The sequence below is a fragment of the Paractinoplanes rhizophilus genome, assembly GCF_042664765.1.
GTDB lineage: Bacteria > Actinomycetota > Actinomycetes > Mycobacteriales > Micromonosporaceae > Actinoplanes > Actinoplanes rhizophilus.
Map to the genome: position 1 here is coordinate 216,044 of NZ_JBHTBJ010000004.1, position 26,113 is coordinate 242,156.

Sequence of the window (26,113 nt, forward strand, 5' to 3'; positions counted from 1 at the left end):
TTGGGTGCCCATCATCGACTCCGCCGGCCGTAGTCGTTCGCCGCTTCGAAGACCTTTTGGGCGTACGGCTGAACCGCGTTGTACGAGAGAATCGCGTCCCACCAGGATTCCGCCTTGGACAGGTCGCGGCCGCCCTGGCACAGGTAGGTCGCGGCGGTCAGTGACGCATCGTCGATGTCGTTCGGGTCGGCCACGCCGTTGTTGTCGGCATCGATCTTGTAGCTGTTCCACGTCGACGGGATGAACTGCAGCGGACCGATGGCCCGGTCGAAGGTGGCGTCGCCGTCCATCGTGCCCTGATCGGTGTCGCGGATCAGTTGCCGGCCGCCCTTGCCGTCCAGCGGAAGGCCGTAGATCGGCGGCTGCACCGAGCCGTCCGCGCCGAGCACCGCGCCGTTCGCGCTGCCGTGCGAGGATTCGACCTTGCCGAGGGCGGCGATCGTGGTCCAGCTCAGGTGGCAGTAGGGCATGGTCTTGCCGACCACGAGCTCGGCGTACCCGTAGGCCTGCACGGCCACGACCGGGATGCCGACCTTGGTGCCGATCTGCTCGGCCCAGCCCGCCAGCGCATCGGCCGGCCGCGCGCCGGCCTGCCCGCCGAACGGGCCCGCCACGGTCTGGCCCGGCATGGTCTGGCCCGGCATGGTCTGACCCGGCATGGTCTGGCCCGGCCCGTTCTGGCCGGGCATGGTCTGACCAGGCGCGGTCTGGCCCGGAATCGCCGTCCCGGTGGGGAAGCCGCCGACGCCGCCGGCGGGCACGGAGCCGGTGGGCAGGTCGGTGGGAAGGCCGCCCGGCGGCGCGGACACCCCCACGCCGTTGCCGGCTTCGCCCGGGAAGGCCGGGGTCGCGCTGGGCGTGGGTGCGGCCTCAAGAGCCTGCGGTACGAGGTACGCCCCAGCCGTGCCCGCCGCGCCGAGCAGCAGCAGGGCGATGACGCCGGGCAGGACGAGGCGGCCGCTGGGGCGCTTGGCCCAGGCCGAGGTGCTGCGACCCGCCTGCCGGACGGCCCGCACGGGCCAGGCGTTGCGCAGCCCGGTGGGCGCTGCCTTCTTCGGCTGCTCCGCCTTTGCCGGCTCCGCCTTTGGCTGCTCGGTTTTCGGCTGCTCGGTTTTCGGCTGCTCCGCGGACAGCTCGGCGTTCTCCGGCGCGGCGTGCTTGCCGCTCGTCGCGGCCGACGGCTTGGTATCGACCGCTTTGTCGCTCTTTTCGGATTCCTCACCCGAGGTCGGCAACCGGCTTCCCGCGGTAGGCGCGGCGGTCGATTGCGTGGCCGATGGGGCGGCCGGCTGGGCGGGCAGTCCGCTCGCTGCCACCGGGGCGTCCGTCACCGGCGCGCCCGCGGGCCCGGCCTTTTCCGCGGGCCCGGCCTTTTCCGCGGGCTCGGCTTTTTCCGCGGGCTTGGCCTCTTTCGTGATGCCGGCCGCGCTGGTCCGCTCGGGCGCCGCCGCATCGGCCCGCTCGGGCGGCATCAGGTCGCTCGTCTCGGGGGCCGCGCCGGAACTGCCGAGTGGTCCGCCCTGGTGCGGCGCCGCAGCGCGCAGCTCAGGTCGTCCCACCGGTGTCTCCTGCCCGTTCGCCACGGCCCGACCATACCCGCCGGAGGCTCACCGCAAGAGCCCGCGTCGACGGGAGCGAATGGCGTTACGGCTGGGTAGGGCCGCCGCGTGCGGTTCTGTCATACCGGGGGCCTACTCTTTGCCCATGCCGCGTTACGAGTTCCGGTGCCGCGCCTGTGGCGACACGTTCGAGGTCAGCCGCCCGATGGTCGAGGCGTCGGCGCCCGCCGCCTGCCCCCAGGGCCACGACGACACGGTCAAGCTCCTCTCCACCGTCGCGGTGGCCCGAGGCGCCGCCGGCGGTCCTTCGGCCCCGGCCCCGTCCGGCGGCGGCTGTTGCGGCGGCGCCTGCGGCTGCTGACGCCTGCCCGGCGAGCGGGGTGTGTCGCTCTCGCGACGGCGGCGGGCGGAGCGGCGGGGTGTGTCGCCTCCAGCGACGGTGTCGGGCGCGTGCAGCGACAGGGCGTGCCGCGCTCGTCGGCCTCGCGTCGCATAAACGAGATCGCCCCCTGCAACGAGCGGCCGCGCGGGAGCGTGCCGCGGAAGCTGCCTCGCCCGGAACTACCTCGCCCGGAGTGCCTCGCCCGGAACTGCCTCGTGGACGTGATTGCGGTGTCCGCGTGCGGGTTTGGTGTCCGGGAAGGGCGTCCAGAAAGGGTGGCCTTCGGCGGCGGCCGGGCATATGGTGCCCGGCGCGGTCGATCAACCGGGGTGGTCACGGGGCGGAATGGCCGTGCGACGTGGAGGGACGGCGGGTGCGATGGGCCCTGCGGTACGTCCGAACGGTCGGCCGGAACTGACCGAGTGCGGCGTGTCCTGGCTCGATCCATTTCGTTACGTCACGCGTAGTGCATAGAGAACGTTGATGACTACGTCCGGCGAGTGTCCTCCCTGCGGGGTCGGCCGTGGCGGAGATCGTTACCGTCCGTTTCTACGATGCACAGTGACGCTGTGATACGGCAGCATGAGTGACGACTTCCCAAAGGAGGCGGAGGTTCACCGTGTCGGGACGGACCGAGCTGCCGAGCGGCCTGGTGACCTTTATGTTCACCGACATTGAAGGCTCGACTCGTCTGGCCCGCATGCTCGGTGACGACTACGGACCCGTCCTCGGTGCTCACCGAACGTTATTGCGGGATGCCTTGGCCGACTTCGGTGGTGTCGAGCTTTTCACCGAGGGTGATTCTTTCTTCGTGGCGTTCCGTGAGGCGGGGGCGGCGTTGGCGGCCTGTGTGGAGGCGCAGCGGCGACTGTCCGCACACGAGTGGCCCGGACGCGACGTGATGCGCGTGCGGATGGGCATGCACACCGGCTACGCGAAGCCGAACGGCGACGAGTACGCCAGCATCGAGGTCCACCGTGCCGCCCGAGTTGCCGCCGCGGCCCACGGTGGTCAGATCCTGTGCTCGGGCGCGACCGCCCGGGCCGTCCGCCACGCGGGAACAGCCGAAAACGCCGGAGCAGCCGAAAACGCCGGAGCCGCAGGGACGCGAGCAGTCGGAGATGCGGGAATCGGCGGGGCGGCGGCTGCGGGAGCCGGCGCGGCCACGGGCGCCGTGCATACCGCGACGCTCATCCTGGAGCGCCCGATCGCCGACACCCTGGCCGGCGTCGACCTGCTCGACCTCGGGCCGCACCGGCTGCGCGGCTTCGACGACGACGAGCGCCTCTTCCAGGTCGTCGCGGCCGGCCTCGACCGCGAGTTCCCCCGCCCCCGCACGCCGAGCGCGGCCCGCCACAACCTGCCCGCACCGCTGACCTCGTTCGTGGGTCGCCGCGCCGAGGTGGCCGAGCTCGCCGACCTGCTCACCGGCAACCGCATCGTCACGATCGCGGGGCCGGGCGGCGCCGGGAAGACCCGGCTGTCGCATGCGGTGGGGGAGCACGTGCTCACCGCGTACGCGCACGGAATTTGGACGGTCGATGCCGTCAGCGCGGCAACCGGCCTGGCCCCCACGCTGGCCGCGGTTCTCGGCCTGCGCCCCGAGCCGGGCCGTCCGGTGCTCGACACCCTGCTCGACCACTGTGCCGACCGGCGCATGCTGCTTCTGCTCCAGACCTGCGACGCCGCCCCCGCCGCCTGCGCCGGCCTGGTGCGCCGCCTCCTGGCCGCCTGCCCGGGCGTCGATGTGCTGGTCACCGGCCGGGAGCCGCTCGGCGTGTACGGCGAGGTCGTGTGGCGGATTCCGCCGCTCTCCCCGGCCGACGCCTTCCAGCTGCTCACCGAGCGGGCCGAGGCCGCGCGCGGCGGACGGCCCGTGCCGGTCGACGAGAGCACCGACCTGGCCCGGGTGGCCGCCCGGCTGGAGGGCTCGCCGCTCGCCGCCGAGCTGGCCGCCGTTCGGCTGCGGCTGTTCACGGCCACCCAGCTGCTGGCGCGCCTCGACGATCCGATCGCCGCCCTCGACCCGATGCACCTCGACCCGATGCACCTCGGCCCGATGCACCTCGACCCGGAGAACGGCGGGGACCGGCACGACAGCCTGACCGCCTGCCTCGACTGGTCCTATCGCACGCTCAGCGTGCGGTCCGCCGCCCTGCTTCGCCGGCTGAGCGTCTTCACCGGCCCGGTCGACCTCGACGCGATCGAATGGTGCGGCGCCGACGCGATCGGCTCGCTGGCCGAGCTGGCCGAGAAGTCGCTGATCGAGGTGGTGCCCGGTCCCGCTTATCGGATGTCCGAGCAGGTCCGGGCGTACGCGGTCCGCCAGCTCGCCGCGGCCGGCGACGAGCGCGCCGCGCGGGACCGGCACGTGGCCTGGTCGCTGCACACGCTCGGCGCGGTCACCGTGGACACCGACGGCCAGCCGCGCACGGTCTCCCTCACGGAGCTTGCCCCTTTCGTCGGCGAGTGGCACGCGGCGCTGCGCTGGGCCGCCACCGAGGGCAGCGTGGCGGCGGGCCTGCGGCTGGCCGGCGCTCTCGATCCCTGGTGGCGCGAGCACGGGGGCGCGCGGGAGGGCCGTGACCTGCTCTTCCGGCTCTACCGGCGGCTCGACGACGCCGTGGCCCCGGCCGATCTGGCGAGCGCCTACCTGGCGCACGCCGGTCTCGCCGACGACCCCCAGGAGCGGGCGCGCTTCTTCGAGCGGGCCCGGGACGTCGCCGACAGCGAGAATCTGCGGATCCGGGCGCTGGCCGGCCATCGGATCACGCTGCTGGAGGACCGGCGGTACGAGGAGGCCGAGCGGTTCTGCCGGGAGATCACGGCGCGGGCGGAGCAGGCCGGCGCGGCCGAGGCGGCGCTGCCGGCCGTCGTCACCCTGGCCGGGCTGCTGTGGCGGCGGGACGCCATCGACGAGGCCGCCGAGCTGCTCGGCGGGGCCCGCCAGCTGGAGGCCGGCCGGCCCGAGGACCGTGGCCGGCGCACCGTCGACTGGCTGCTGGGGATGGTGGCGCTTCGCCGCCGCGACCTGGTCGCCGCCCACGACCACCTGGTGGTGGCGCTGCGGTCGCGGCTGCGTCACGGCTTCCGGAGCGAGGCGGCGGACGCGGTCGCGGCGATCGCGGTGCGCTGCTCGATCGGCGGCGACGCGGTGATGGCGGCCGTCCTGTTCGGCGGGGCCGAGGCGGCCCGCGGCGCCCGGCGTACCGACATGTTCGGGCGGTTCTGGTCGGAACAGCAGGTGGCGCTGCGGGCCTCGCTCGGCGATGTGGCGTTCGATGCCGCGTACGCCGATGGTGTTGGTCTCGGGTTTGATCGGATTGTGGCGATGGCCCTGGCGGTGGAGCACCCGGACCTGGAGGAGGGCGCGGCTAGGTTTGCCGCATCAGGGCTGACGCTCGATTGAGGTCTGCCTGCTTGACGGCGGACAGCGAGCCGAAGTTGTGCACCGCCTGGTAATAGGTCCAGGCCAGGCTGTAGCAGGCCGAGCGGACCACCACGTTGTAGGTGGCACATTTCCGCTTGAGATCGGCGTAGAAGGTGTCGTCGATCCGGTCCTTGTTGGCCGGGAACGCCCCGATGGCCTTGTAGTTGCGGTAGCCGAAGTCGTGGTGCCAGCAGGACAGCGTGAAGTCGAAGCCGAGCGGCTTGTCCGGGCTGGCCGAGCAGTAGTCGGTGGACCAGTCGAAGTGGTAGGACTCCCAGGATGCGCGGTCGAGGCGGGCCGCGTTCCAGGCGTTGGTGCTGGCCGCGGTGGGCTGGCTCCAGCCGAGGAGGACGGTGGCCTTGTCGGCCGTGCTTGCGAACGCCGCGCCGGCGGGGACCAGCGCTGCCATCGTGAGGACCAGAACGAGGAGGAGGCGTCGGGTCATACGGGCAGTTTCGGCCGGGGTCACAGTTGACATATAGATGTGTCGATTCGCTTTGCCGTCAGCCGCTCGAAGCTACCGGCCGGTATTCCTTAACGGGCGTTAATGTGATGTCCTGGAGGGCGGGCCTGTACACCGGCAACTATCGTGTGCCTGTGCGGGACGACAAATGATCCATCTGCCCCTGGTCCGCCAGGGCCCTCTGCGCGCGCTCGCCGTCCGTGTGGCGCTGGCCGTCCTCCTCGTGCTGGTCACCGTGTTGATCATCTACGTCGACCGGCATGGGTACCGGGACATCAACGGGGACGGCCTGAGCCTCCTCGACTGCTTCTACTACGCGGTCGTGACGCTCTCGACGACCGGCTACGGCGACATCACCCCGGTCGCTCCGGGAGCCCGGCTGGTGAACGTCCTGTTGATCACCCCGGCGCGGGTGCTCTTCCTGATCATCCTGGTCGGCACGACCCTCGAGGTGCTCACCGACCAGTACCGCAACAGCCTGCGGATCGGCCGGTGGAGGCGAAAGTTGAAGGACCACGTCATCGTCTGCGGCTATGGCACGAAGGGCCGGGCCGCGGTCGCCGCGCTGCTGGAGAACGGGTACGACAAGTCCCGCATCGTCGTCGTGGAGAACCGCGAGGCCGGCATCCGCCAGGCCGCGGCCAACGGCCTGGCCGCCATCGAAGGCAACGCGACCCGGTCCGCGATCCTCAACCAGGCCGACGTCAAGAACTGCAAGGCCGTCATCATCGCCACCGACAGCGACGAGGCCTCCGTGCTGATCACGCTGACGGTCCGCCAGCTCACCGCCGGCCAGGTGCGCATCATCGCCGCCGTCCGCGAGCAGGAGAACGCCGCGTTGCTCAAGCAGAGCGGCGCCCACCACGTGATCGTCTCGTCGGCCACCGCGGGCCGCCTGCTCGGCCTGACCACGACCGCGCCCCCGCTGATCGACGTCGTGGAGGACCTGCTGACCCCGGGCCAGGGCATGGCCCTGGCGATGCGGAGCGCGGAACGCAGCGAGGTCGGCCAGAACCCGCGCGAACTGGTGACGCTGGTGGTGGCCCTGATCCGCCGGGGCAAGGTGCTGCCGCTGGGCGGCGAGCAGGCGATGTCGATCGAGACCGGCGACATGCTGGTCTACATCCGTGCCGACGACAGCAGCGTCGGAGTGACCGTCTGAGCGGTCTCGATGACCTTGCGTCAGGCCTTGCGGGCGACGACCGCGAACTCGGAGACCGTGTCGGTGATGCCGGGGTGGGCCGGGTCGGGGCGCCAGGCGGTGCACGTCACCACGCCCGGCGGCAGGATCTCGAGGCCGGCGCAGAAGGCGGCGATCGCCGCCGGGGTGCGGGCCGTGATGGGCGCGGCGCCGCTCTCGTTCCACTGGCGCATCGACTCGCGCACGGCCGGGCCGTTGACCTCCTCGGTCGGGTGCGAGATGACCAGATAGCTGCCCGGCGGAACGGCGGCGACCAGGCGCGTGACGATCGCCTGGGCCTCGGCGTCGTCGACGACGAAGTTGAGGATGCCGGAGAGGATAACGGCGACCGGACGGCCGAAGTCGAGCGTCTTTTCCGCGTCGGCCAGGATCTTGGCGGTGTCGCGCAGGTCGGCGTCGACGTAGTCGGTGGCGCCGTCGGCCGTGCTGGTCAGCAACGCGCGGGCGTGCACGAGCACCATCGGGTCGTTGTCGACGTAGACGATGCGGCTGTCGGCGGCGGTCGCCTGCGCGATCTCGTGGGTGTTGCCGGCGGTGGGCAGGCCGGTGCCGATGTCGAGGAACTGCCGGATGCCGGCCTCGCCGGCCAGGAAGCGGACGGCGCGCCCGAGGAACTCGCGGTTGGCCCGGGCCGACTGCACCAGCTCGGGCATCAGGGCCAGCGCGTACTCGGCGGCCTCGCGGTCGGCGGCGAAGTTGTCCTTGCCGCCGAGCAGGTAGTTCCACAGCCGGGCGGAGTGCGGCACGTCGGTCTTGAGCAAGGCGTTCAGGTCTGACTCGTCCGTCATGGCAACCCCCCTGGTGGCGTCTCCCTCGTGGACGGTCACATGATCGTCCACGTGTCGGCCGCGTTGAGCAGTGCGTCGAGCATCTCGTCGGGTGTGCCGTCGGCCTTTGCCTTGGCGTCCTGGAGCTGCTTCTGGATCAGCTGATCGTAGGTGGGCCGCCGGACGTCGCGGAACACGCCGATCGGGGTGGTGTTCAGGTCGGAGCCGGACAGCCGGGACAGCGCGAAGGCGTACGCGGGATCGTCGACGGTGGCGTCGTGGACCAGGGCGTCGCCGCCCTCCTGCACCTGGAGGCCGAAGCTGCCGGCCGGGTGGACCACCGAGAACTGGCGCTCGCTGCCGAAGGTGATCGGCTGGCCCTGCTCGAGGCGGATCAGGTGGTCGTCGCGGGTGTTCGGGTCCTTGATCAGCTCGAACGCGCCGTCGTTGAAGATGTTGCAGTTCTGGTAGATCTCGACGAACGCGCTGCCCTCGTGCTCGGCGGCCTGCCGCAGCACCGACTGCAGGTGCTTGTTGTCCGAGTCGATCGTGCGTGCGACGAACGTGGCCTCGGCGCCCAGGGCCAGCGAGAGCGGGTTGAACGGCGAGTCGGCCGAGCCGGCCGGCGTCGACTTGGTGATCTTGCCGAGCTCGGAGGTCGGCGAGTACTGACCCTTGGTCAGGCCGTAGATCCGGTTGTTGAACAGCAGGATCTTGAGGTTGACGTTGCGCCGCAGGGCGTGGATCAGGTGGTTGCCGCCGATCGAGAGCGCGTCGCCGTCGCCGGTCACCACCCACACCGACAGGTCGGGGCGGGAGGACGACAGGCCGGTCGCGATCGCCGGGGCGCGGCCGTGGATCGAGTGCATACCGTACGTGTTCATGTAGTACGGGAAGCGCGACGAGCAACCGATGCCGGAGATGAAGACGATCTTTTCGCGCGGAACGCCGAGCTCGGGCATGAACCGCTGCATGGCCGCCAGGATCGAGTAGTCACCGCAGCCCGGGCACCAGCGGACCTCCTGGTCGGACTTGAAGTCCTTGGCGGTGAGCTTGAGCTCCGTCACTGGGCTAGCCATTCTTGACCACGTCCTCGAGCATGCTTTCCAGCGTCGCGGCGGTGAACGGAAGGCCGCTGATCTGGTTGAACGGAACCGCGTCGACCAGGTATTTCGCCCGGATCACGTGGGCCAGCTGGCCCAGGTTCATCTCGGGGACGACGACCTTGTCGTACGCCTTGAGCACCTCGCCCAGGTTGGCCGGCAGCGGTGCGAGGTGCCGCAGGTGCGCCTGTGCGATCGGCAACCCGCGCTGGCGCAGCGCCCGGCAGGCCGCGCCGATCGGGCCGTACGTCGAGCCCCAGCCGAGCACGAGCACGCGGGCGTTCTCGTCGGCGTCCTCGACCACGACGTCGGGCACCTCGATGGCCTCGATGCGGGCCGCCCTGGTACGCACCATGAACTCGTGGTTGGCCGGGTCGTACGAGATGTCGCCGGTCTTGTCGGCCTTCTCCAGGCCGCCGATGCGGTGCTCGAGCCCGGGCGTGCCCGGGATCGCCCACGGCCGCGCCATGGTCGACGGGTCGCGAAGGTACGGCAGGAAGCGGCCGTCCGCGCCGTTCGGCTCGGTCGCGTACGACACCGTCAGGTCGGGCAGCTCGCCGGCCTCGGGCAGCAGCCACGGCTCGGAGCCGTTCGCCACGTAGTTGTCGGAGAGCAGGACCACCGGAGTGCGGTAGGTCAGCGCGATCCGCGCCGCCTCGATCGCCGCGTGGAAGCAGTCGGACGGCGACTTGGGCGCGATCACCGCGAGCGGCGCCTCGCCGTGCCGGCCGTACAGCGCCATGTTGAGGTCGGCCTGCTCGGTCTTGGTCGGCATGCCGGTGGACGGACCGGCCCGCTGCACGTCGACGATGACCAGCGGCAGCTCCAGCGCGATGGCCAGCGAGATGGTCTCGCCCTTGAGCGCCACGCCGGGGCCGCTGGTCGTGGTCACGCCGAGGGCGCCGCCGTACGCCGCGCCCAGCGCCGCGCCGACCGCCGCGATCTCGTCCTCGGCCTGCATCGTCGTGATGCCGAACCGCTTGTGCTTGGACAGCTCGTGCAGGATGTCGGAGGCCGGGGTGATCGGGTACGCCCCCAGGAAGACCGGCAGCTTGGACCGGACACCGGCGGCCACCAGGCCGAGCGCGAGCGCCTGGTTGCCGGTGATGTTCCGGTACGTGCCGGGCCGCATCTTGGCCGGCTTGACCTCGTACCGGACCGCGAACGTCTCGGTCGTCTCGCCGAAGTTCCACCCGGCCTGGAACGCCGCCTTGTTGGCCGCCACCAGGTCGGGGCGCTTGGCGAACTTGCGCTCGAGGAACCGCAGGGTCGACTCGAACGGCCGCGAGTACATCCAGCAGACCAGGCCGAGGGCAAACATGTTCTTGGCCCGCTCGGCGTCCTTCTTGGAGACGCCGTGCTCGCTCAGCGCGCCGACGGTCATCGAGGTCAACCCGACCGGGTGAACGGCGTAGGCGTCCAGCGAGCCGTCCTCGAGCGGGCTGGTCGGGTAGCCGACCTTGGCCAGGTTTCGCTTGGTGAACTCGTCGGTGTTGACGATGATGTCGGCGCCCTGCGGCAGGTCGGACAGGTTCGCCTTCAGCGCGGCCGGGTTCATCGCGACCAGCACGTTGGGCGCGTCGCCCGGGGTGAGGATGTCGTAGTCGGCGAAGTGCACCTGGAAGCTGGACACGCCGGGCAGCGTGCCGGCCGGCGCGCGGATCTCGGCCGGGAAGTTGGGCAGGGTGGAGATGTCGTTGCCGAGCTGCGCGGTCTCGGATGTGAACCGGTCGCCCGTCAGCTGCATGCCGTCGCCCGAGTCGCCCGCGAACCGGATGACCACCCGGTCCAACTGCTCGACCCGCTTTGCTCCAGCTGCCACGATCTCAACCTCCAAGGGGTGCCGGCCTGGACGGGGGACGCACGTCGATGGGCCGGCCCGCGATAAGTCACTTCCAGCCTACGTCGGCGGTCCTTACTACCGGCCGCAGGCCGTTGCCCACACTACTTAGGCCATGCTTGCTCGATCCAGCGGAGTCCACCATGCGGCGGGTCATTCATCTCACTGGGTTTACTAGGCTGTGACACGTGGACGGCTATCTCGGCTCGTACGCCACGCTCGGGCTGGTGATCGGAGCGGGCGTGCTCGTCTTCGTGGGTGCATTCGCCGCCAACCGGCTACTTCGCCCGGGCAATCCGGCGGAGCCGCCGGGCAAGTTCATCGCGTACGAGAGCGGGATCGATCCGGTCGGCGGGGACTGGGCTCAGGCGCAGATCCGCTATTACGTGTATGCGTACCTTTATGTCCTCTTTGCGGTAGAAGCCGTTTTTCTCTTTCCGTGGGCCGTCGTGTTCGACCTGCCGGGTTTCGGAGCGGCCACGGTCATCGAGATGGCGATCTTCGTCGCGGTGCTCGCGCTGGGCATCCTGTACGCCTGGCGCAAGAAGATCCTGACCTGGACCTGACCGTCCATCCGGGGTGGCGGGCTCGCGACAAATCGGCGGGCATGCCAACATCGTCCGCATGGGTCAGCTTCTCCTCTTCATCGTGGTCGCCTTGGTGGTCGCCGCGATCGTCTTCGGCGTGACCGTGATGCTGGGCGGGGGCGACTCCGGATTGACGCCCGTCGAACCCGACGGGGCCGCGGTGCCGCTGCCGACCGACCGCCCGCTCGGCGAGGACGATCTGGCCGGCACCCGCTTCGACACCGCCTTCCGGGGCTACCGGATGGCCCAGGTCGACCAGGCCCTCGAGCGCGCCGCCTACGACATCGGTTACAAGGGCGAGCTGATCAGCGTGCTCGAGGCCGAGGTCATCGCGCTGCGCGAGGGCCGCACGGCCGACGCCGACGCGCTGCGCCGGGCACGTGAGGCGGCGATCGCGCCGGCCACGCCCCCGGCCAAGGAGGCCCTGATGGACCTCGACGTCCCGCCGCCGTCCGGCGACGCCGTCCCCGGCGCCGACTCCGGGCCTGGCGCCGACTCCGCGCCCGGCGCGGACGCCGCCCCCGGCGCGGACGCCGCCCCCGGCGCGGACGCCGCCCCCGGCGCGGACGCGAAGGAGTCCGAGCCGGCGGAGCCGCGGTGAGCGCGGCCGAGCCGGTCGACGGGCTCGGCGACGCCGCCCACCCTGGTACCGGGGAGGTGACCGCCACCGTCATCGTCAACGCTCCCGCCGCGCGGGTGTTCGCCGCGTTCCTCAACTGGGAGGGCCAGTCCCAGTGGATCCCGTTCACCAAGGTGCGGGTGGTGGAGGGCGACGGCGGCGAGGGCAGCCTGGTCGAGGCCGTCACCGCGATCGGCCCGGCGTCGCTCCGCGACGAGCTGCGGGTCGTCAAGGTCAACCCCCCTTTCGAGGTACGCGTCGTGCACTGCGGGAGGGTGCTGCGGGGTCCGGGTTCGGTCCGGTGCACGGCCATGTCCGGTGACCGCACCCAGGTCGTCCTGCACGAGTGGTTCCACCTGCCGGCCGGCCCGGCCGGGAAGGTCGCGTGGCCGGTGCTCTGGCCGGGGTCGAAGCTGGGCTTCACCGGCGCGCTGAAGAAGTTCGGCCGCCTGGTCGAGCAGGGCCGCCTGTAACGCCCGATTTTTGTCGGAGGGTGGCCCTACGGTGGTCGCCATGACAGACACCTCGCCGTTCGGCGCGCCGCAACCCGGCGTCGCGCCGGCCGATCTGCTCGCCGCCGGCCTCGTGATCGGCGACGACGGCCGGGCGCGCTGCTTCTGGGGCGGCAGCACCCCCGACTACGTGGGCTATCACGACAACGAGTGGGGCCGGCCGGTCCGCGGCGACGACGCGCTCTTCGAGCGGATGAGCCTCGAGGCGTTCCAGTCCGGCCTCTCCTGGATCACGATCCTGCGCAAGCGGCCCGCCTTCCGCGCCGCCTTCGACAACTTCTCGATCACCAAGGTGGCGGCGTTCGCCGAGGCCGACGCGGCCCGCCTGATGGCCGATCCGGGCATCGTCCGCAACCGGATGAAGGTCGACGCCACCCTGCACAACGCCCGGGTCGCCGCCGACCTCCCCGACGGCCTGTCGGCGCTGCTGTGGTCGTTCGCGCCGGCCCCGCGGCCGCCGCGCCCGCACACCCGGGCCGACGTTCCGGCCACCACGCCCGAGTCGGTCGCGATGGCCAAGGCGCTGAAAAAGCAGGGCTTCAAGTTCGTGGGCCCCACGACGGCGTATGCGTTGATGCAGGCGACCGGAATGGTCGACGACCACCTGGCGGGCTGCTGGGTCCCGCCGATCTCGCCCGAGCCGGCCGCGTGATGAGATGGAGCGCATGGCGCAGTGGGCGGTGATCATTCCGGCGGATCAGTGGGCGACCGAGCGGCTCTACCACAACGAGACCGTGACGGTGCCGGGCGGCGCGGGCGCGGTGGCGCCCGACGACGAGGTGCTGCTGGTCGCCGATGACCACGTGGTGGCGCTGACCCGGGCCGCCAAGACGTCCGACGGTGCCGACCTGGTCCTGACCTACGTGCGCCGTTCCTTCGACGACCCGGTGCCGGCTCCGAGCCTCGTGGCCGGCGGCGGGGCGGTCCCAGACCCGGCCGCGGCCCCGGGCGTGGCGGCCGGCGGCCGGTCGGTCCGCGCCCCGGGTCTGGTGGCAGGCGGCGGTCCGGTTCAGGTCGAGCCGCAGGAGTTCCGCCGGCTCGCGGCCGCGCTGGGCGGCGAGCCCGGCCCCGGCACGCCGACCTGGCTGGTCAGCCTGGCCCTGCCGATCGAGGCCACCACCCCGGCCGACGCGGTGCGCCAGTTCTGGACGCACGTGGCCGAGCTGGGCCCCAAGGAGCTGCCCACCTACGTCTGGCCCTCTGGCGACGAGCTGGCCATGCAGGCGTTCGTGCTGGGCGAGGAGGCCAACCAGGACCCCGAGGAAGACGACGACGAAGACTGAGCCGGGCGGCACGCCACGGCCCCGCAGCGCGGAGCTGCGAGGCCGAGGGTGCGACGCCGGCCGGGCCGGGCGAGGGGCGGGGCCGGTGTCGCGATCAGGGCCGGTGGCGGGTCGCAAGCCGGTCACGATCCCGGAGACGATCGGCCGGTGGCGAGCCGGGTGACGATCGGCCGGTCGGAGCCGGAGGGCGATCGGCCGATGGCGAGCGCCGGGGGAAATCGGCCGGTTCAGCCGCCCAGACTGGCCGCGGCCGACCTGATCGCCGATGAGAAGTAGCTGACCTGGGTGTAGACGCCCGGCCGGTTGCGCCGCGCGCAGCCGTCGCCCCAGCTGACGATGCCGACCTGGACCCAGGCGCCGGCCGAGTCGGTGCGGAACATCGGGCCGCCCGAGTCGCCCTGGCAGGTGTCCACGCCGCCCGCGGCGTACCCGGCGCAGATCTCGTCGGTCGCGATGACCTCGCCGTTGTACATGGCCGCCGAGTTGCAGGTGGCGTCGCTGACGAACGGCACCTGCGCCTTCAGCAGGTAGCGCTGCTGCGAGCCGCCCTCGCGCGCCGCGCCCCAGCCGGCGATCGTGAACGTGCCCGAGTCGTACGCGGTGCTGGTGGCGATCGGCAGCGTGGCCAGGCCGGTCACCGGGCTGGCCAGCCGGATCAACGCCCAGTCCTTCCCGGCCCCGTTGTAGCCCGGCGCCCGGTACACGTAGTTGGACTTGCGGGTGATCCGGCTGCTGGAGTTGAGATCGACCACGCCGAGCGTCGCCGTGATCGACGTGTTCGTGCCGGTGCGGCCCACGCAGTGCGCCGCGGTGAGCACGATCGTCGAGCTGTAGAGCGCCCCGCCGCAGCCCATCGAGAGCCGCACCATGAACGGGAACTCGCCCTGCGCCGCTCGGGTGCCGCCGACGACGTTCGTGCTCGGCACCACACCGTCGCCGGAGCCGCCCGGCGCCGCCGCGGCGGGGGACGCGCTAGCGCCCAACGCCGCGGCGGTGAGCACGGCCATCGCCGTACCCCAGAGAATCCGCCACCTGACCATCTAGACCCTCCCCATCGAAAATCGGTGAGCAGAGCCTATTGATAAACCTCTATGTCTGTGGCGATCCCAAAATCGTCATACCGTCAGCGACCCTCGAACACCGGCTTCTGCTTCGCCAGGAACGAGGCGACCGCCGCCCGGTGGTCGTCGGTGGCGCCGCAGATGGCCTGCGCCTGCGCCTCGGCCGCCAGCGCATCGGAGAGCGTTCCCGCATCCCCGACCGACAGCTCGCGCTTGATCGCGCCGTAGGCCACGGTCGGCCCGGCCGCGAGGCGCGAAGCCAGCTCGTGAGCGGCCGGCAGCACCTCGTCGTCGGCGGAGACCAGCCGGGAGAGCAGGCCGATCCGCTCGGCGGAAGCGGCGTCGACCGGCTCGGCGAGCAGCAGCAGCTCCAGCGCCCGGGCGTGCCCCACGATCCGCGGCAGCGACCACGACACCCCGCTGTCGCCGGCCAGCCCCACGTTCGCGAACGCCATCAGAAACTTCGTCGACGGTCCGCCGATCCGGAAATCGGCCAGCAGCGCGAACGACGCGCCCGCGCCGGCCGCCATGCCGCGCACCGCGGCCACCACCGGCTTGGGCATGTTCGCCAGCCGCTGGGCGATCGGGTTGTAGTGCGCCCGCACGGTGTCGAGGTCGGTCTTGCCGGACTCCAGCTGCTCGGCGTGCTCGCGCAGGTCCTGGCCCACGCAGAAGCCGCGACCCGCGCCGGCCAGCACGATCGCCCGGCAGGTGCGGTCGGATTCGAGCTGCGCGAGCGTGTCCCGCAGCGCCTCCTTGAGGTCGACGTCGAGCGCGTTCATCGCCTCGGGCCGGTTGAGCGTGAGCGTGACGACCGCGTCAGTGCGGTCCACCAGCAGGGAGTCTGTCATGAATCCGAGAATCCCACACGGGAGGAAGGGTCGGAGAATCCCACACGGCCGCCGCGCGAGACCGACTGCAGGCAGCGCTCGACGTACCGATCGGCGGCCGGCCGCAACCGGGTCGCGTGCCGGTCGAAGAATCCCGCCGCGCTCGCGCCGGGCCACCGCGGCGGCAGCAGCGACGACGGCAGCTGCGGATCGCGGAACAGGAACGACCGCCAGGCGTGCACGAGCCGGAACCGGGCCGCGTACGCGTCCTCGTCGCTGCTGCGGGCGTTGACCGCGCTCACCACCGGTCGCAGGTCGGCGACGAACGTCTCGTAGGACGACGCGAGCGACGGCAGGTCCCACGCCTTGCCCACCACCTCGCTGGCCCCCGGCGACCCGGCCGCGTGGGCCGCGCTGAACCGCTCATATCCCACGCCCGCGTCGACCAGGACGGTGTCGACCTCGTCGGCGGCGCGCGGCGCGACCCAGGCGTGGTCACCCAGCGTGCCGTAGCCGAGGAACGACAGTCGGTTGGCATCCTTCTTGGCGAGCGGGCCGTGCAGCAGAATGAGATCGAACCGGCCGTCCCATCCCGAGCGCCCGGTGCGGTAGATCCGGGCCGCCGCCTCGTCGAGCCGGCGCGCCGCCTTGGGGGTGAGCAGATAGCCCGGCCCGGAGACCAGACGGAGGGGGTGCAACCAGCCTTGGCGCACCATCCGGGACACCGCGGTGCGTACCGCGGGCGGTGCGATTCCGAGCGGCGCCAGCAGCTTGACCAGGGCGGCTACCGGCGCTCGCCCGCCCCGGGGGCGGAGGTAATCGCCGTACAGGTCGAAGAGTGCCGACCGCGCCTGCATGACCGCACATTGTGACAGCCTTAAAGACGATATGCTAGATGCTGTCACATCCGCCCGGGCTGGGTTTGGGTTCGCCGGTGTTCATCAGGGAAAATGTTTGATCGGCACGGTGGGCCGGGTCGCGTGAACGCGCGCGATGGCCCGCGGCCGCCGGTCGGATACGAGTACCACGCCGCGTGGGGCTGAGCGCGCGACGTAGAGAAGTGGCAGTGGGGAAACCCACCGACACCCTGATGTAGGTCTGAGGGGAGACGAAATGGCGGCGATGAAGCCGCGGACGGGCGATGGTCCGCTGGAGGTCACCAAGGAGGGGCGGGGCATCGTCATGCGCGTCCCACTGGAAGGTGGTGGCCGTCTCGTCGTTGAGATGACTCCGGACGAGGCCAACGCGCTGGGCGACGCGTTGAAGTCGATCGCCGGCTGACGTTTCGCGCGAGCCCGCCGGTACGGTACCGCCCGTACCGGCGGGCTTTCCATGTCTTCGAGAAAGGTCATGCTCTCGTGTTTCCGATCAGGCTGACCGATCATCTCGACGACGACCGCACCAGAATCGTGCCGATCGCCGCCTCGGGCCCACTGTCGCACGAGGCGGGCGAGCTTTCGGCGGAAATCGACGCGCTGGCCGAGGGATGCGCCGCGGCCGGTGACGTGACACTGCTGCCACGGCCGCTGCGCCGGCCCCGAAATGTCGTGCTGGTGGGCGTCGGCGCGGGTGACGAGGCGGGCTGGCGTGCCGCCGGCGCCGCCGCGATCCGCGACGTCGGTCCCGGCGAGCCCGTGCAGGTGATGCTGCCCGGCGAGGGCGCGCCGGACGCGGTGCGCGGCCTGGCCGAGGGTCTCTGGCTGGGCGGCTATCGCTTTCGCGACGGCCGCGAAGACCGCCGATCGGCCGCGGTCGAGCTGATTTCTCCCGCTTTTTCGGCGTACGTCGAGAGCATGGCCCTCGCGACCGCATCCGCACGCGCTGCCTGGCTGGCCCGCGACCTCACCAACACCCCGTCCTCGCTGAAGAACCCCGCCTGGCTGGCCGAGGAGCTCGTGGGCGCCGCCGCCGGCCGTACCGGAGTGGAGGTCCGCATCCGTTCCGGCGCCGAGCTGGACCGCTTCGGCGGCCTCCGGGCCGTCGGCGGCGGCTCGGTGAGCCCGCCCTGCCTGGTCGAGATGTCCTGGTCGCCGGCGGGCGCCCGCACGCACGTGGCCCTGGTCGGCAAGGGGATCACCTTCGACTCCGGCGGTCTCTCGATCAAGACCCGTGAGGGCATGAAGCGGATGAAGGTCGACATGGGCGGCGCGGCCTCGGTGGCGGCGGCGACGCTGGGCGCGGCCGAGCTGGAGCTTCCGGTACGCGTCACCGCGCTGCTCCCGCTGGCCGAGAACGCGGTCGGCGCCGGCGCCTACCGCCCCGGCGACGTGATCACCCACTACGACGGCACCACCAGCGAGTCCACCAACAGCGACGCCGAGGGCCGCCTGGTGCTGGCCGACGCGCTCGGCTACGCGGCCGCCGAGCTCGATCCCGACGTGATCATCGACCTGGCCACGCTGACCGGGGCGAACACGGTCGCGCTGGGCCACCGCACGGCCGCGCTCTACAGCCACAACGACGACCTGGCCGCCGCGCTCGCCGAGGCGGGCCGCCGGGCGGGCGAGCAGATGTGGCGGCTGCCGCTGCCCGACGACTACCGCGAGCACCTGAGCAGCGACCTGGCCGACCGGCACAGCTCGCCAATACGCGGCGCCGGCTCGGTGGTGGCGGCGCTGTATCTCGCCGACTTCCTCGGCGACAAGGCCGATGCCTGGGCGCACGTCGACATGGCCGCGCCCGCCTGGGCCGAGGCCACCGAGCTCGAGATCACCCGCGGCGCTACCGGCTGGGGCGCCCGCACCCTGCTGCGCTATCTCGAGCGGCTCAGCGCTTGACCGCGGCCAGCAGGCCGGCGCCCGAGGGGATCACCGCGGGGATCCACTCCTCGGCCTCCCGCACGGTGCGCACCGTCTCGCGGATGGTCAGCGTGTCGACGTCGCGGGCGGCCGGGTCGCTGATCCGGCCGCCGGCCATCGCCCCGTTGACCACCAGCACCCCGCCCGGCCGCAGCAGCCGCAGCGCCGCCTCCGCGCACGCGCCGAACTCGGTCGCGTCGGCGTCCACGAACACCAGGTCGTAGACCCCGTCGGCGAGCCGGGGCAGCACATCCAGCGCGCGGCCGGTGATGATCCGGGTGCGCGAGGACGCGAAGCTGGCCTCCACGAAGATCCGGCGGGCGATCCGCTGGTGCTCGTTCTCCACGTCGATCGTGGTGAGCACCCCGTCGGCCCGCATGCCGCGCAGCAGCCAGACGCCGCTCACCCCGGTACCCGTGCCGATCTCGACCACCGCCTTGGCGTTGCCCGCGGCGGCGAGAAGGCGCAGCACGGACCCCGCGGCCGGAGTGACGCTCTCCAGGCCCAGCTCATGGGCGAGGCCGCGCGCGGTCTGCAGGACGATGTCCTCGGCGGCGTAGGCCTCGGCGAACTGCAGCGACTGGGCCGATTGCGGGCCGATCGGACGGGCTGACGGGATGATGACGACCTCCGGGTGGGTGTGCGGAATCGGCGCACATCGGCTATGAGAGTAGAGCGATGCTCTCCCGGGACGCACGCGGCCGTCGATGGGATAAACCGGCCGGGCCCGGGCGGGCTCGGGGATCCGTGTCATCCTTGAGGGGGAGCCGGGCTCCTTCAGGACCGCGAGTGTGGGAGGCACCGACGTGACCGACGGCTGGAACGCGCGCAACGCTCCGCCGCCCGCCGGTCAGCCCCTGCCGCAAAACGCGAGCTGGTGGTCCGACGCCCTCGCCGACCCCTGGCGCGACCCGTACGCGCCGGCCCAGGTCGTGCTGCCGCCCCCGCCGCCGGGCGGGGGTCCCGCGCCCGAGCCGGTCACCGACCCCGACGCGCCCCGCCGCTCGCTCACCCCGGTCCTGCTGATCTGCCTGATCACCGCCCTGCTCGCCGGCGGTCTCGGCGGCACCCTGGGCTTCGTCTTCGCGGTCCGCGGCGGCCTGGCCGACACCGGCGGCAACCCGCTCGGCGCGCCCCCGGCCGAGCCGTCGGCCGCGGTCAACCGGGCGCCCGACTCGCTGGCCGGCGTCGCCAAGAAGGTGCTGCCGAGCGTCGTGACGGTCCGGGTCACCGGCGCGATCGGCTCCGGCTTCGTGGTCTCCGCGAACGGGTACGTGATCACCAACGACCATGTGGTCGAGTCCGGCAGCGACAACATGTCGGTCTCGTTCAGCGACGGGACCACGGCCAAGGCGACCCTGGTCGGCCGCGACCCCGAGTCCGACATCGCGGTGATCAAGGTCGCGAAATCCGGTCTCACCCCGGTCGCGATCGGCAACTCCGACGCGATCGCGGTCGGCGACCCGGTGCTCGCGTTCGGCTCGCCGCTGGCGCTGGTCAACACGGTGACCGCGGGCATCGTGAGCGCCCTCGACCGGACGATCCAGTCGGGCGACCCGGGCGGCACGACCCGCTACTACGCGGCCATCCAGACCGACGCCGCGGTCAACCAGGGCAACTCGGGCGGCCCGCTGGTCAACGCGGCCGGCCAGGTCGTCGGGGTCAACTCGGTGATCCGTTCGCTGGGCACCACCGAGACCGACGCCGGCAACATCGGCCTCGCCTTCGCCATCCCGATCAACCAGGCCAAGCGCCTCGCCGGCGACATCATCGACCACGGCAAGGCCCGGCGCACGGTGATCGGCGCCGAGGTGGCCACCGGCACTCGCACGGTCACCGGCGCCCGCCTGCGCTCGGTCCAGCCGGCCGGCCCGGCCGCCACCGCGGGCCTCAAGGCCGGCGACGTGATCACCAAGCTCGACAACCACGTCCTCGAGGACAGCACCGACCTGATCGCCCTGGTGCGCAAGTACGCGCCCGGCACGGTGGTCCCGGTGGAGTACCGCCGGGGCGCCAAGACCGCCACCGCCTCCGTGACGCTGGTCGCCGACAGCAACTGAAATGCGTAGGCTGGGCTCGTGTTTGACAACCTGAACTGGTGGGAGATCGGGGCGCTGCTGCTCCTCGCGCTGCTGATCTTCGGTGAGCGCCTGCCCAAGGTGATCGGCGACGGCATGCGCATGCTGCGCGGCCTGCGGGCGATGGCGCAGAACGCCACCTCCGACCTGAACAAGGAGCTCGGCACCGACCTCCAGCTGCAGGATCTGCACCCCAAGGCGTTCATCCGCAAGCACATCCTCAGCGAGGAAGAGGAGGACGCGCTGCGCAAGCCGCTGCAGGGCCTCCTCGACGACGTCAAGTCCGACCTCAACGGCGTCAAATCGGATTTGTCCGACGTGGCGGCCGCAGCGGACATCAAAAAGCCTGCCGCCTCTCCCGGTGCTGCACTGGAGAAGCGGCAGAGCTTCGATCTGGACGCGACGTAATTACCGCTTGGCGTTGACCATCAGGCCGAGGGGCTTGCCCACCAGGGAGTCGCGCCGGACGGCCAGCTTGGCCGCCACCTCGTCCAGGGCCTTGGCGGCCGGGGCGTCCGGGGCAGCGAGCACGATCGGCTCGCCCGCGTCGCCGGCCTCGCGCACGCGGGTGTCCAGCGGCACCTGACCGAGCAGCGGCACCGAGGCGCCGACGGTCTGGGTGAGCGAGTCGGCCACGGTCTGCCCGCCGCCGGCCCCGAAGACCTCCATGCGGGAGCCATCGGGCAGTTCGAGCCACGACATGTTCTCCACCACGCCGAGCAGTCGCTGGTGGGTCTGCAGCGCGATCGCGCCGGCCCGCTCGGCCACCTCGGCCGCGGCCGCCTGCGGCGTGGTCACCACCAGGATCTCCGCGTTCGGCAGGAGCTGGGCCAGCGAGATCGCCACGTCGCCGGTGCCCGGCGGCAGGTCGAGCAGCAGCACGTCCAGGTCGCCCCAGTAGACGTCGGCGAGGAACTGCTGCAGCGCGCGGTGCAGCATCGGCCCGCGCCAGACCACCGCCGCGTTCCCGGCGGTGAACATGCCGATCGAGATCACCTTCACCCCGTGCGACTGCGGCGGCATGATCATGTCTTCGACCCGGGTCGGGCGGCCCTCGACGCCGAGCATGCGGGGCACCGAGTGGCCGTAGATGTCCGCGTCGATCACGCCGACCGAGAGCCCGCGCTTGGCCAGCGCCGCCGCCAGGTTGACCGTCACACTCGATTTGCCGACGCCACCCTTGCCGCTGGCCACCGCGTACACCCTGGTCCGGGAACCTGGTTGGGCGAACGGGATGATCGGTTCGGCACCGGCGGAACCACCGCGCAGCGTGCTCTGCAGCGCCTTGCGCTGCTCCTCGGTCATCACGCCGAAATCGATGCTCACCGAGCTGATCCCGGGGACCTTGGTGAGGGCGGCGGTGATGTCCGTGTTGAGCTTGTCGCGCAGCGGGCAGCCGGCCACGGTGAGCAGCAGCTCGACCTTCACATGCGCGCCGGTGACGGTGAAGCCCTTGACCATGCCGAGGTCGGTGATCGGGCGGCGGATCTCGGGGTCGTCCACGGTCGCGAGCGCGGCCTGGATCGCTTCCTCGAGAGTGGGGGCGGGAGCGGACATGATTCGAGGTTACTCGGTGGTCAGGAGCGCTCGTCCTCCCACTCCATACGGGCCCGCTTCTCCCGGCGCAGGGCCGCCTCGTCCAGCTCGTCGGCCAGACGGGCCAGCTCGGAGCGGAGGAAGTCGCGGGTCGCCACCTCGCCCATCGCGATGCGCAGCGAGGCGATCTCGCGGGCCAGATACTCGGTGTCCGCCTTCTGCATCGCGGCGCGCCGCCGGTCCTCTTCCATCGCCAGCCGGTCGCGGTCGGCCTGCCGGTTCTGGGCCAGCAGAATCAGCGGCGCCGCGTAGGACGCCTGCAAGGACAAGATCAAGGTCAAGAACGTGAAGGTGTACGGGTCGAAGCGCAGATCCGCCGGCGCCAGCGTGTTCCAGGCGAACCACGCCCCGATCACCATCGTCATCCAGACTATGAACTGAGCTGTGCCCATGCCCCGGGCGATCGCCTCCGACCAGCGGCCGAACGTCTCGGGATTGAGCCGGGGCAGCCGTACCCGCCCCGGCTCGACCGGCTGGTCCAGCCGGTCCCGGCGCGGCTCGGTGCTCACAGGTCGACCCTCTGCTCGTCAGTGGCCTCGGCGTCCCGGGCGCGCCAGCCCCGGGGCAGCGAGTGGTCGAGCACGTCGTCGACCGTGACCGCGCCCACCAGCCGATGCGCGTTGTCCACCACCGGCATCGCCACCAGGTCGTACGTCGCCATGCGTTTGATGATCTCGGCGAGCGCCACCTCGGGACGCAGCGGATCGAGGTCGCTGTCGACGATGCCGCCCAGGATCGTGGCCGGTGGCTCCCGCAGCAGCCGCTGGAAATGCACCATGCCGAGGTACTTACCCGTCGGCGTGGCCGAGGGCGCGCGCGCCACGAAGACCTGCGCCGCCACCACCGGGGAGAGCTCCGGCTCGCGGATGCGGGCCAGCGCCTCGGCCACCGTCGCATCGGGCGTGAGGATCACCGGTTCCGAGGTCATCACGCTGCCCGCGGTGCCCTGCCGATAGTTCATCAGCTGGCGGACCGGGGCCGCCTCTTCGGGCTCCATCAGGTCCAGGAGCACGGTCTGCTCGGTCTTGGGCAGCTCGCCGAGCAGGTCGGCGGCGTCGTCCGGGTCCATCCGCTCGAGCACGTCCGCGGCACGCTCGCGGTCGAGGCGTACCAGGATCTCGACCTGATCGTGCTCGGGCAGCTCCTCGAGGACGTCGGCCAGGGTGCGGTCGCTCAGCGCGGCCGCCACCTCGTTGCGCCGGGCGTCCGGCAGGTCCTGCAGCGCGTTCGCCATGTCGGCCGGGCGCATCTGCTCGAGCAGCGCCAGCAGGTTGGAGGTGCCCTGGGTGTCGGTCGGGCCGAACAGATTGCGGATCCGCTCGTACTCGGCCTGGTAGACGTGCCCACGGCGGGTGAGCCGCCCGGTGTGCTCGCGCACCGCCACCCGGGTGACCAGCCACTCGTTGCTGCGGTTCTGCTCCATGCCGATGTCGACGACGGTGCCCTGGATGCCCGGCCCGTCGCCGGTCTCCGGCTTCACGGTGACCCGGCGGTCGAGCAGGTCCTCCACCACCAGCAGCTCGTTGGGCCGCTTCTCGAAGCGGCGCAGGTTGAGCGTGCCGGTGCTGAGCACCACCGCCTCGGCGTCCATCGAGGTGACCCGCCCGATCGGCAGGAAGATGCGGCGCCGCAGCGCCATCTCGGCGACCAGCCCGACGACCTGCGGCGGCCGGTTGGTGGTGCGCAGCCGCACCACCGCGTCGCGCACCCGGCCGACCCGGTCGCCGTTCGGGTCGAAGACGCCCAGCCCGGCCAGCCGGGCCAGATAAACCCGCGTCCCCATGGTCACCGCCTCAGCCTAGGTTAGGGTCCGGACATGTCCACCGTGGCGTACGAGATCGTCGACGTGTTCACCGATCGCCCCTTCGCCGGGAATCCGCTGGCCGTGGTGTACGGCGCCGACGATCTGGCCGCCGACCAGATGCACGCGCTGGCCCGCGAGTTCAACCTGGCGGAGACCGTTTTCATTCTCCCGCCCACCGCCGCGGCCACCTACCGCGCGCGGATCTTCACCCCCGAGCGTGAGCTGCCGTTCGCCGGCCACCCGAGCGTGGGCGCCGCGGTGACCTCGATGCGCCGCGGTCTCTTCCCGCCCGGCGAGATCATCCAGGAGTGCGGCGCGGGCCTGCTGCCGCTCTCGGTCCGGGAGTCCGGCTCGGCGACGCTCACCGGTGGCGAGCCGACGCTGGGCGAGCCGCTCGATCCCGCCCCGCTGCTGGCCCTGGCCGGCCTCGCGGCCGAGGACCACGAGCTTGCTGCCCCACGTTCCGCTGGGTGCGGTCTGGCCTGGGTGTTTCTTCCGGTACGGCGGGAAGCGCTCGCGAAGATCCGGATCGACGACGCGGCCGCCGAGAAGCTCGGGGTGGCCGAGCTGAGCATCTTCTCCTGGTCCGCGGCCCCGGCGGAGGCCCACGCGCGGGTCTTCTGTCCCGGTGCCGCCGTCCCCGAGGACCCGGCGACCGGCTCGGCCGCCCTTGGCCTCGGCGTCTATCTGGTCGGCGCGGGGATCCTGCCGGCCGACGGCACCTCGTCCTACCGCATCCACCAGGGCATCGAGATGAAGCGTCCGTCGTTGCTGGACTGCACCGTGACCGCCTCGGCCGGGCAGGCCACCGTCGCCACCGTGACCGGCCACGTCTGTCCGATCGCGAAGGGCGAGATCGCCGTACCGCCCTTCATCGGTTAGCTCTTCATGGCTTACGTACTCGGTGGAGCTTGAACGGCCGGCGGGTCTCCACCCGGGCCGGGGTCTCCCGCGGTGCGGCCGCGCCCGAGTCGGCCGGCAGCTCCGGTGCGGTCGTGTCCTCGCCGGACGGGGTCAGGCGGACGATCGCGCAGCCGTCGGCGACCCAGCGGGCCACCAGCTCGTCGAACGTGCCGGACGCGTTCAGGCGCTTCTGAGCCAGCTGCGGGGCGACCTCGGCCCACTCGTCGCCGCCCGGGGTCAGGCGGGTCACCGTCATCTCGGCCACCACGATCAGGCCACCGGTGTCGCCGCGCAGGCGGACCGTCGCCGTGGACGCCTCGGCCAGGCCGGGCGCGTACTGCTCGCCCGGGCCGGTCACCACGATCAGCGAGCCGTCCAGCGGCATGCACCACACGCCGAGGGCCGGGCCGTCGCCGACCGAGACCCAGGCCAGCGCCGCCTTCTTGACCGCCTCTTCGAGGACCGCAGACGTCATCGGGACATCCTCGCACCTTCCGCCTCCGTCAGCTGGGCGTGGTCGATCAGGCTCACCACCTCGGTCAGCGACCGAACCGTGCGCCCGGCGAAGTTGGTGTCCGAGTCGTACACGAGGTGGTTGGCGAGATCCGGGGCGGCCAGCCGGACCGGGGTCATCCCGACCGTGGCGGCGCCGGTGAGCTCGTTGCTGCCGCCGTCGCCGACGTACAGGCACTCCGCCGGTTGGACGTCGAGCTCGTGGCACGCGGCCAGGTAGATGGCCGCGTCCGGTTTGCAGATGCCCAGCCGTACCGAAAAAACCGTCGCGTCCAGGAGCGGCGCGACCGGCAGGCTCGGCAGGAAGGCCGGCAGCTCGTGGGTGCAGTCGCTGATCATCGCGGTCGCCAGACCGCGCCGGCGGATGGCCGAGAGCACGCTGACCGCGTCGGGCCGCAGCCGGGTGTCGGCCTTGAGCGCGTTGATCCGGGCCGGCACGCCCGCGCGCACCTGTGACGGGCGGGGGCGGCCGCCCGCCTGCTCGATGACCCATCGTAGGGTGGCTTCGGCGGAGCCGTACCGGCCACGGGCACGCGCCCGGAAGGTGCGGTCGAGCACCCCGGTCACCGCGTCCGGATCGGCGCCCAGGGATCGGGCGATCTCGGCGTGCTGAGGTCCGCGCTGCACCGCACGGGTCAGGGTGCCAAAAAAGTCAAACACGACCGCACAGTATGCGGGCACGATAAATCAGCCTCCCGGGGCTTCGGGTGGTCAAAAGGGGCGGGATAACCTCGGTGACTGTAGTCACGGCGTTACTTTCCGTTCAATAGCGATCGGTAAACGT

The 26,113-nt window shown here is 71.7% G+C and carries 27 protein-coding genes; 13 read left to right on the forward strand and 14 right to left on the reverse strand.

All coding sequences use genetic code 11. The annotated features are described in order from the left end of the window. Positions 1 to 11: 11 nt before the first annotated feature. Positions 12 to 1,559, reverse strand: coding sequence for a lytic murein transglycosylase (locus ACFQS1_RS08530; protein WP_378965652.1), 1,548 nt, complete (start codon positions 1,557 to 1,559; stop codon positions 12 to 14). Positions 1,560 to 1,704: 145 nt separating this feature from the next. Between ACFQS1_RS08530 and ACFQS1_RS08535 the strand changes: the two genes are divergently transcribed. Continuing rightward, the gene (locus tag ACFQS1_RS08535) at positions 1,705 to 1,920 is read left to right on the forward strand and encodes an FmdB family zinc ribbon protein (RefSeq protein WP_378965653.1); all 216 of its coding nucleotides are present in this window, start codon (positions 1,705 to 1,707) and stop codon (positions 1,918 to 1,920) included. 682 nt (positions 1,921 to 2,602) lie between these two features. Beyond that, a complete protein-coding gene (locus ACFQS1_RS08540; RefSeq protein WP_378965773.1) occupies positions 2,603 to 5,350 on the forward strand; it encodes an adenylate/guanylate cyclase domain-containing protein in 2,748 nt (915 codons plus the stop codon). Here ACFQS1_RS08540 and ACFQS1_RS08545 read toward each other — a convergent pair. Beyond that, positions 5,316 to 5,816 (reverse strand): phospholipase, encoded by a 501-nt coding sequence (locus tag ACFQS1_RS08545; protein WP_378965654.1) that lies wholly within the window; start codon positions 5,814 to 5,816, stop codon positions 5,316 to 5,318. The two genes, ACFQS1_RS08540 and ACFQS1_RS08545, sit on opposite strands and share 35 nt — an antisense overlap. Positions 5,817 to 5,982: 166 nt before the next feature. Here ACFQS1_RS08545 and ACFQS1_RS08550 point away from each other — a divergent pair, with 166 nt between their 5' ends. Beyond that, positions 5,983 to 6,996 carry a potassium channel family protein gene (locus tag ACFQS1_RS08550; protein ID WP_378965655.1) on the forward strand — a complete coding sequence of 338 codons (1,014 nt, stop codon included), beginning with the start codon at positions 5,983 to 5,985 and terminating at the stop codon, positions 6,994 to 6,996. Between the two features lie 20 nt (positions 6,997 to 7,016). Here ACFQS1_RS08550 and ACFQS1_RS08555 read toward each other — a convergent pair whose 3' ends face one another. The 3 genes from ACFQS1_RS08555 to ACFQS1_RS08565 are packed head-to-tail and all read right to left on the reverse strand — an operon-like array spanning position 7,017 to position 10,727. Beyond that, a complete protein-coding gene (locus ACFQS1_RS08555; RefSeq protein WP_378965656.1) occupies positions 7,017 to 7,823 on the reverse strand; it encodes an SAM-dependent methyltransferase in 807 nt (268 codons plus the stop codon). Between the two features lie 35 nt (positions 7,824 to 7,858). Beyond that, a complete protein-coding gene (locus ACFQS1_RS08560) occupies positions 7,859 to 8,881 on the reverse strand; it encodes a 2-oxoacid:ferredoxin oxidoreductase subunit beta (protein ID WP_378965657.1) in 1,023 nt (340 codons plus the stop codon). Beyond that, positions 8,874 to 10,727 (reverse strand): 2-oxoacid:acceptor oxidoreductase subunit alpha, encoded by a 1,854-nt coding sequence (locus ACFQS1_RS08565; RefSeq protein WP_378965658.1) that lies wholly within the window; start codon positions 10,725 to 10,727, stop codon positions 8,874 to 8,876. Before ACFQS1_RS08565 ends, ACFQS1_RS08560 begins: the two co-directional genes overlap by 8 nt. Positions 10,728 to 10,933: 206 nt before the next feature. On the opposite strand from ACFQS1_RS08565, the gene ndhC reads away from it, so the two are divergent. The 5 genes from ndhC to ACFQS1_RS08590 all read left to right on the forward strand — a co-directional run bounded on the left by ndhC (position 10,934) and on the right by ACFQS1_RS08590 (position 13,746). Continuing rightward, positions 10,934 to 11,311 (forward strand): NADH-quinone oxidoreductase subunit A, encoded by a 378-nt coding sequence (ndhC, locus tag ACFQS1_RS08570; protein ID WP_378965659.1) that lies wholly within the window; start codon positions 10,934 to 10,936, stop codon positions 11,309 to 11,311. Between the two features lie 58 nt (positions 11,312 to 11,369). Beyond that, positions 11,370 to 11,933, forward strand: coding sequence for a DivIVA domain-containing protein (locus tag ACFQS1_RS08575; RefSeq protein WP_378965660.1), 564 nt, complete (start codon positions 11,370 to 11,372; stop codon positions 11,931 to 11,933). Further along, on the forward strand, positions 11,930 to 12,424 hold the full coding sequence (locus ACFQS1_RS08580) for an SRPBCC family protein (RefSeq protein WP_378965661.1): 495 nt from the start codon (positions 11,930 to 11,932) through the stop codon (positions 12,422 to 12,424). The genes ACFQS1_RS08575 and ACFQS1_RS08580 overlap by 4 nt, the downstream gene beginning before the upstream one ends. A 112-nt stretch (positions 12,425 to 12,536) precedes the next feature. Then, positions 12,537 to 13,115, forward strand: coding sequence for a DNA-3-methyladenine glycosylase I (locus ACFQS1_RS08585; protein WP_378965774.1), 579 nt, complete (start codon positions 12,537 to 12,539; stop codon positions 13,113 to 13,115). A gap of 13 nt (positions 13,116 to 13,128) precedes the next feature. Beyond that, positions 13,129 to 13,746 (forward strand): hypothetical protein, encoded by a 618-nt coding sequence (locus ACFQS1_RS08590; protein ID WP_378965662.1) that lies wholly within the window; start codon positions 13,129 to 13,131, stop codon positions 13,744 to 13,746. Positions 13,747 to 13,973: 227 nt separating this feature from the next. On the opposite strand, the gene ACFQS1_RS08595 is transcribed toward ACFQS1_RS08590, so the two are convergent. From ACFQS1_RS08595 to ACFQS1_RS08605, 3 genes are all read right to left on the reverse strand, one after another. Then, positions 13,974 to 14,786, reverse strand: coding sequence for a serine protease (locus tag ACFQS1_RS08595; protein WP_378965663.1), 813 nt, complete (start codon positions 14,784 to 14,786; stop codon positions 13,974 to 13,976). Between the two features lie 83 nt (positions 14,787 to 14,869). Beyond that, positions 14,870 to 15,658, reverse strand: a complete 789-nt coding sequence (locus tag ACFQS1_RS08600) for an enoyl-CoA hydratase-related protein (protein ID WP_378965664.1) — start codon at positions 15,656 to 15,658, stop codon at positions 14,870 to 14,872. Then, positions 15,655 to 16,494, reverse strand: a complete 840-nt coding sequence (locus ACFQS1_RS08605) for a PaaX family transcriptional regulator (RefSeq protein WP_378965665.1) — start codon at positions 16,492 to 16,494, stop codon at positions 15,655 to 15,657. The genes ACFQS1_RS08600 and ACFQS1_RS08605 overlap by 4 nt, the downstream gene beginning before the upstream one ends. 256 nt (positions 16,495 to 16,750) lie before the next feature. Between ACFQS1_RS08605 and ACFQS1_RS08610 the strand changes: the two genes are divergently transcribed. Both ACFQS1_RS08610 and ACFQS1_RS08615 read left to right on the forward strand, forming a co-directional pair. Further along, positions 16,751 to 16,918, forward strand: a complete 168-nt coding sequence (locus ACFQS1_RS08610) for a DUF3117 domain-containing protein (protein WP_014447667.1) — start codon at positions 16,751 to 16,753, stop codon at positions 16,916 to 16,918. A gap of 77 nt (positions 16,919 to 16,995) precedes the next feature. Beyond that, complete coding sequence (locus ACFQS1_RS08615; RefSeq protein WP_378965666.1) at positions 16,996 to 18,414, forward strand: leucyl aminopeptidase family protein; 1,419 nt, start codon at positions 16,996 to 16,998, stop codon at positions 18,412 to 18,414. Here ACFQS1_RS08615 and ACFQS1_RS08620 read toward each other — a convergent pair. Further along, a complete protein-coding gene (locus ACFQS1_RS08620) occupies positions 18,404 to 19,012 on the reverse strand; it encodes an O-methyltransferase (RefSeq protein ID WP_378965775.1) in 609 nt (202 codons plus the stop codon). The two genes, ACFQS1_RS08615 and ACFQS1_RS08620, sit on opposite strands and share 11 nt — an antisense overlap. Positions 19,013 to 19,241: 229 nt before the next feature. Between ACFQS1_RS08620 and ACFQS1_RS08625 the strand changes: the two genes are divergently transcribed. Both ACFQS1_RS08625 and ACFQS1_RS08630 read left to right on the forward strand, forming a co-directional pair. Next, positions 19,242 to 20,495 carry a S1C family serine protease gene (locus ACFQS1_RS08625; RefSeq protein WP_378965667.1) on the forward strand — a complete coding sequence of 418 codons (1,254 nt, stop codon included), beginning with the start codon at positions 19,242 to 19,244 and terminating at the stop codon, positions 20,493 to 20,495. Positions 20,496 to 20,513: 18 nt separating this feature from the next. Further along, positions 20,514 to 20,921, forward strand: coding sequence for a twin-arginine translocase TatA/TatE family subunit (locus ACFQS1_RS08630; RefSeq protein ID WP_378965668.1), 408 nt, complete (start codon positions 20,514 to 20,516; stop codon positions 20,919 to 20,921). On the opposite strand, the gene ACFQS1_RS08635 is transcribed toward ACFQS1_RS08630, so the two are convergent. The 3 genes from ACFQS1_RS08635 to ACFQS1_RS08645 are packed head-to-tail and all read right to left on the reverse strand — an operon-like array spanning position 20,922 to position 23,898. After that, positions 20,922 to 22,070 (reverse strand): Mrp/NBP35 family ATP-binding protein, encoded by a 1,149-nt coding sequence (locus tag ACFQS1_RS08635; RefSeq protein WP_378965669.1) that lies wholly within the window; start codon positions 22,068 to 22,070, stop codon positions 20,922 to 20,924. Between the two features lie 20 nt (positions 22,071 to 22,090). Next, entirely contained in the window at positions 22,091 to 22,618 is a 528-nt protein-coding gene (locus ACFQS1_RS08640) for a DUF1003 domain-containing protein (protein WP_378965670.1), read from the reverse strand. Further along, positions 22,615 to 23,898 (reverse strand): magnesium transporter MgtE N-terminal domain-containing protein, encoded by a 1,284-nt coding sequence (locus ACFQS1_RS08645; RefSeq protein ID WP_378965671.1) that lies wholly within the window; start codon positions 23,896 to 23,898, stop codon positions 22,615 to 22,617. Before ACFQS1_RS08645 ends, ACFQS1_RS08640 begins: the two co-directional genes overlap by 4 nt. A 27-nt stretch (positions 23,899 to 23,925) precedes the next feature. On the opposite strand from ACFQS1_RS08645, the gene ACFQS1_RS08650 reads away from it, so the two are divergent. Then, complete coding sequence (locus ACFQS1_RS08650) at positions 23,926 to 24,795, forward strand: PhzF family phenazine biosynthesis protein (RefSeq protein ID WP_378965672.1); 870 nt, start codon at positions 23,926 to 23,928, stop codon at positions 24,793 to 24,795. A gap of 4 nt (positions 24,796 to 24,799) precedes the next feature. On the opposite strand, the gene ACFQS1_RS08655 is transcribed toward ACFQS1_RS08650, so the two are convergent. Beyond that, positions 24,800 to 25,291 (reverse strand): hypothetical protein, encoded by a 492-nt coding sequence (locus tag ACFQS1_RS08655; RefSeq protein WP_378965673.1) that lies wholly within the window; start codon positions 25,289 to 25,291, stop codon positions 24,800 to 24,802. After that, positions 25,288 to 26,010 (reverse strand): HAD family hydrolase, encoded by a 723-nt coding sequence (locus tag ACFQS1_RS08660; RefSeq protein WP_378965674.1) that lies wholly within the window; start codon positions 26,008 to 26,010, stop codon positions 25,288 to 25,290. Before ACFQS1_RS08660 ends, ACFQS1_RS08655 begins: the two co-directional genes overlap by 4 nt. Positions 26,011 to 26,113 lie beyond the last annotated feature (103 nt).

What these genes read in the sequence shown, in the direction of transcription:
- ACFQS1_RS08535 (WP_378965653.1), top strand. Translation starts at nt 1,705, where the DNA reads ATGCCGCGTTACGAGTTCCGGTGCCGCGCCTGTGGCGACACGTTCGAG.
- ACFQS1_RS08540 (WP_378965773.1), top strand. Translation starts at nt 2,603, where the DNA reads ATGTTCACCGACATTGAAGGCTCGACTCGTCTGGCCCGCATGCTCGGT.
- ACFQS1_RS08545 (WP_378965654.1), bottom strand. Translation starts at nt 5,816, where the DNA reads ATGACCCGACGCCTCCTCCTCGTTCTGGTCCTCACGATGGCAGCGCTG.
- ACFQS1_RS08550 (WP_378965655.1), top strand. Translation starts at nt 5,983, where the DNA reads ATGATCCATCTGCCCCTGGTCCGCCAGGGCCCTCTGCGCGCGCTCGCC.
- ACFQS1_RS08555 (WP_378965656.1), bottom strand. Translation starts at nt 7,823, where the DNA reads ATGACGGACGAGTCAGACCTGAACGCCTTGCTCAAGACCGACGTGCCG.
- ACFQS1_RS08560 (WP_378965657.1), bottom strand. Translation starts at nt 8,881, where the DNA reads ATGGCTAGCCCAGTGACGGAGCTCAAGCTCACCGCCAAGGACTTCAAG.
- ACFQS1_RS08575 (WP_378965660.1), top strand. Translation starts at nt 11,370, where the DNA reads ATGGGTCAGCTTCTCCTCTTCATCGTGGTCGCCTTGGTGGTCGCCGCG.
- ACFQS1_RS08590 (WP_378965662.1), top strand. Translation starts at nt 13,129, where the DNA reads ATGGCGCAGTGGGCGGTGATCATTCCGGCGGATCAGTGGGCGACCGAG.
- ACFQS1_RS08595 (WP_378965663.1), bottom strand. Translation starts at nt 14,786, where the DNA reads ATGGTCAGGTGGCGGATTCTCTGGGGTACGGCGATGGCCGTGCTCACC.
- ACFQS1_RS08600 (WP_378965664.1), bottom strand. Translation starts at nt 15,658, where the DNA reads ATGACAGACTCCCTGCTGGTGGACCGCACTGACGCGGTCGTCACGCTC.
- ACFQS1_RS08605 (WP_378965665.1), bottom strand. Translation starts at nt 16,494, where the DNA reads ATGCAGGCGCGGTCGGCACTCTTCGACCTGTACGGCGATTACCTCCGC.
- ACFQS1_RS08610 (WP_014447667.1), top strand. Translation starts at nt 16,751, where the DNA reads ATGGCGGCGATGAAGCCGCGGACGGGCGATGGTCCGCTGGAGGTCACC.
- ACFQS1_RS08635 (WP_378965669.1), bottom strand. Translation starts at nt 22,070, where the DNA reads ATGTCCGCTCCCGCCCCCACTCTCGAGGAAGCGATCCAGGCCGCGCTC.
- ACFQS1_RS08650 (WP_378965672.1), top strand. Translation starts at nt 23,926, where the DNA reads ATGTCCACCGTGGCGTACGAGATCGTCGACGTGTTCACCGATCGCCCC.
- ACFQS1_RS08655 (WP_378965673.1), bottom strand. Translation starts at nt 25,291, where the DNA reads ATGACGTCTGCGGTCCTCGAAGAGGCGGTCAAGAAGGCGGCGCTGGCC.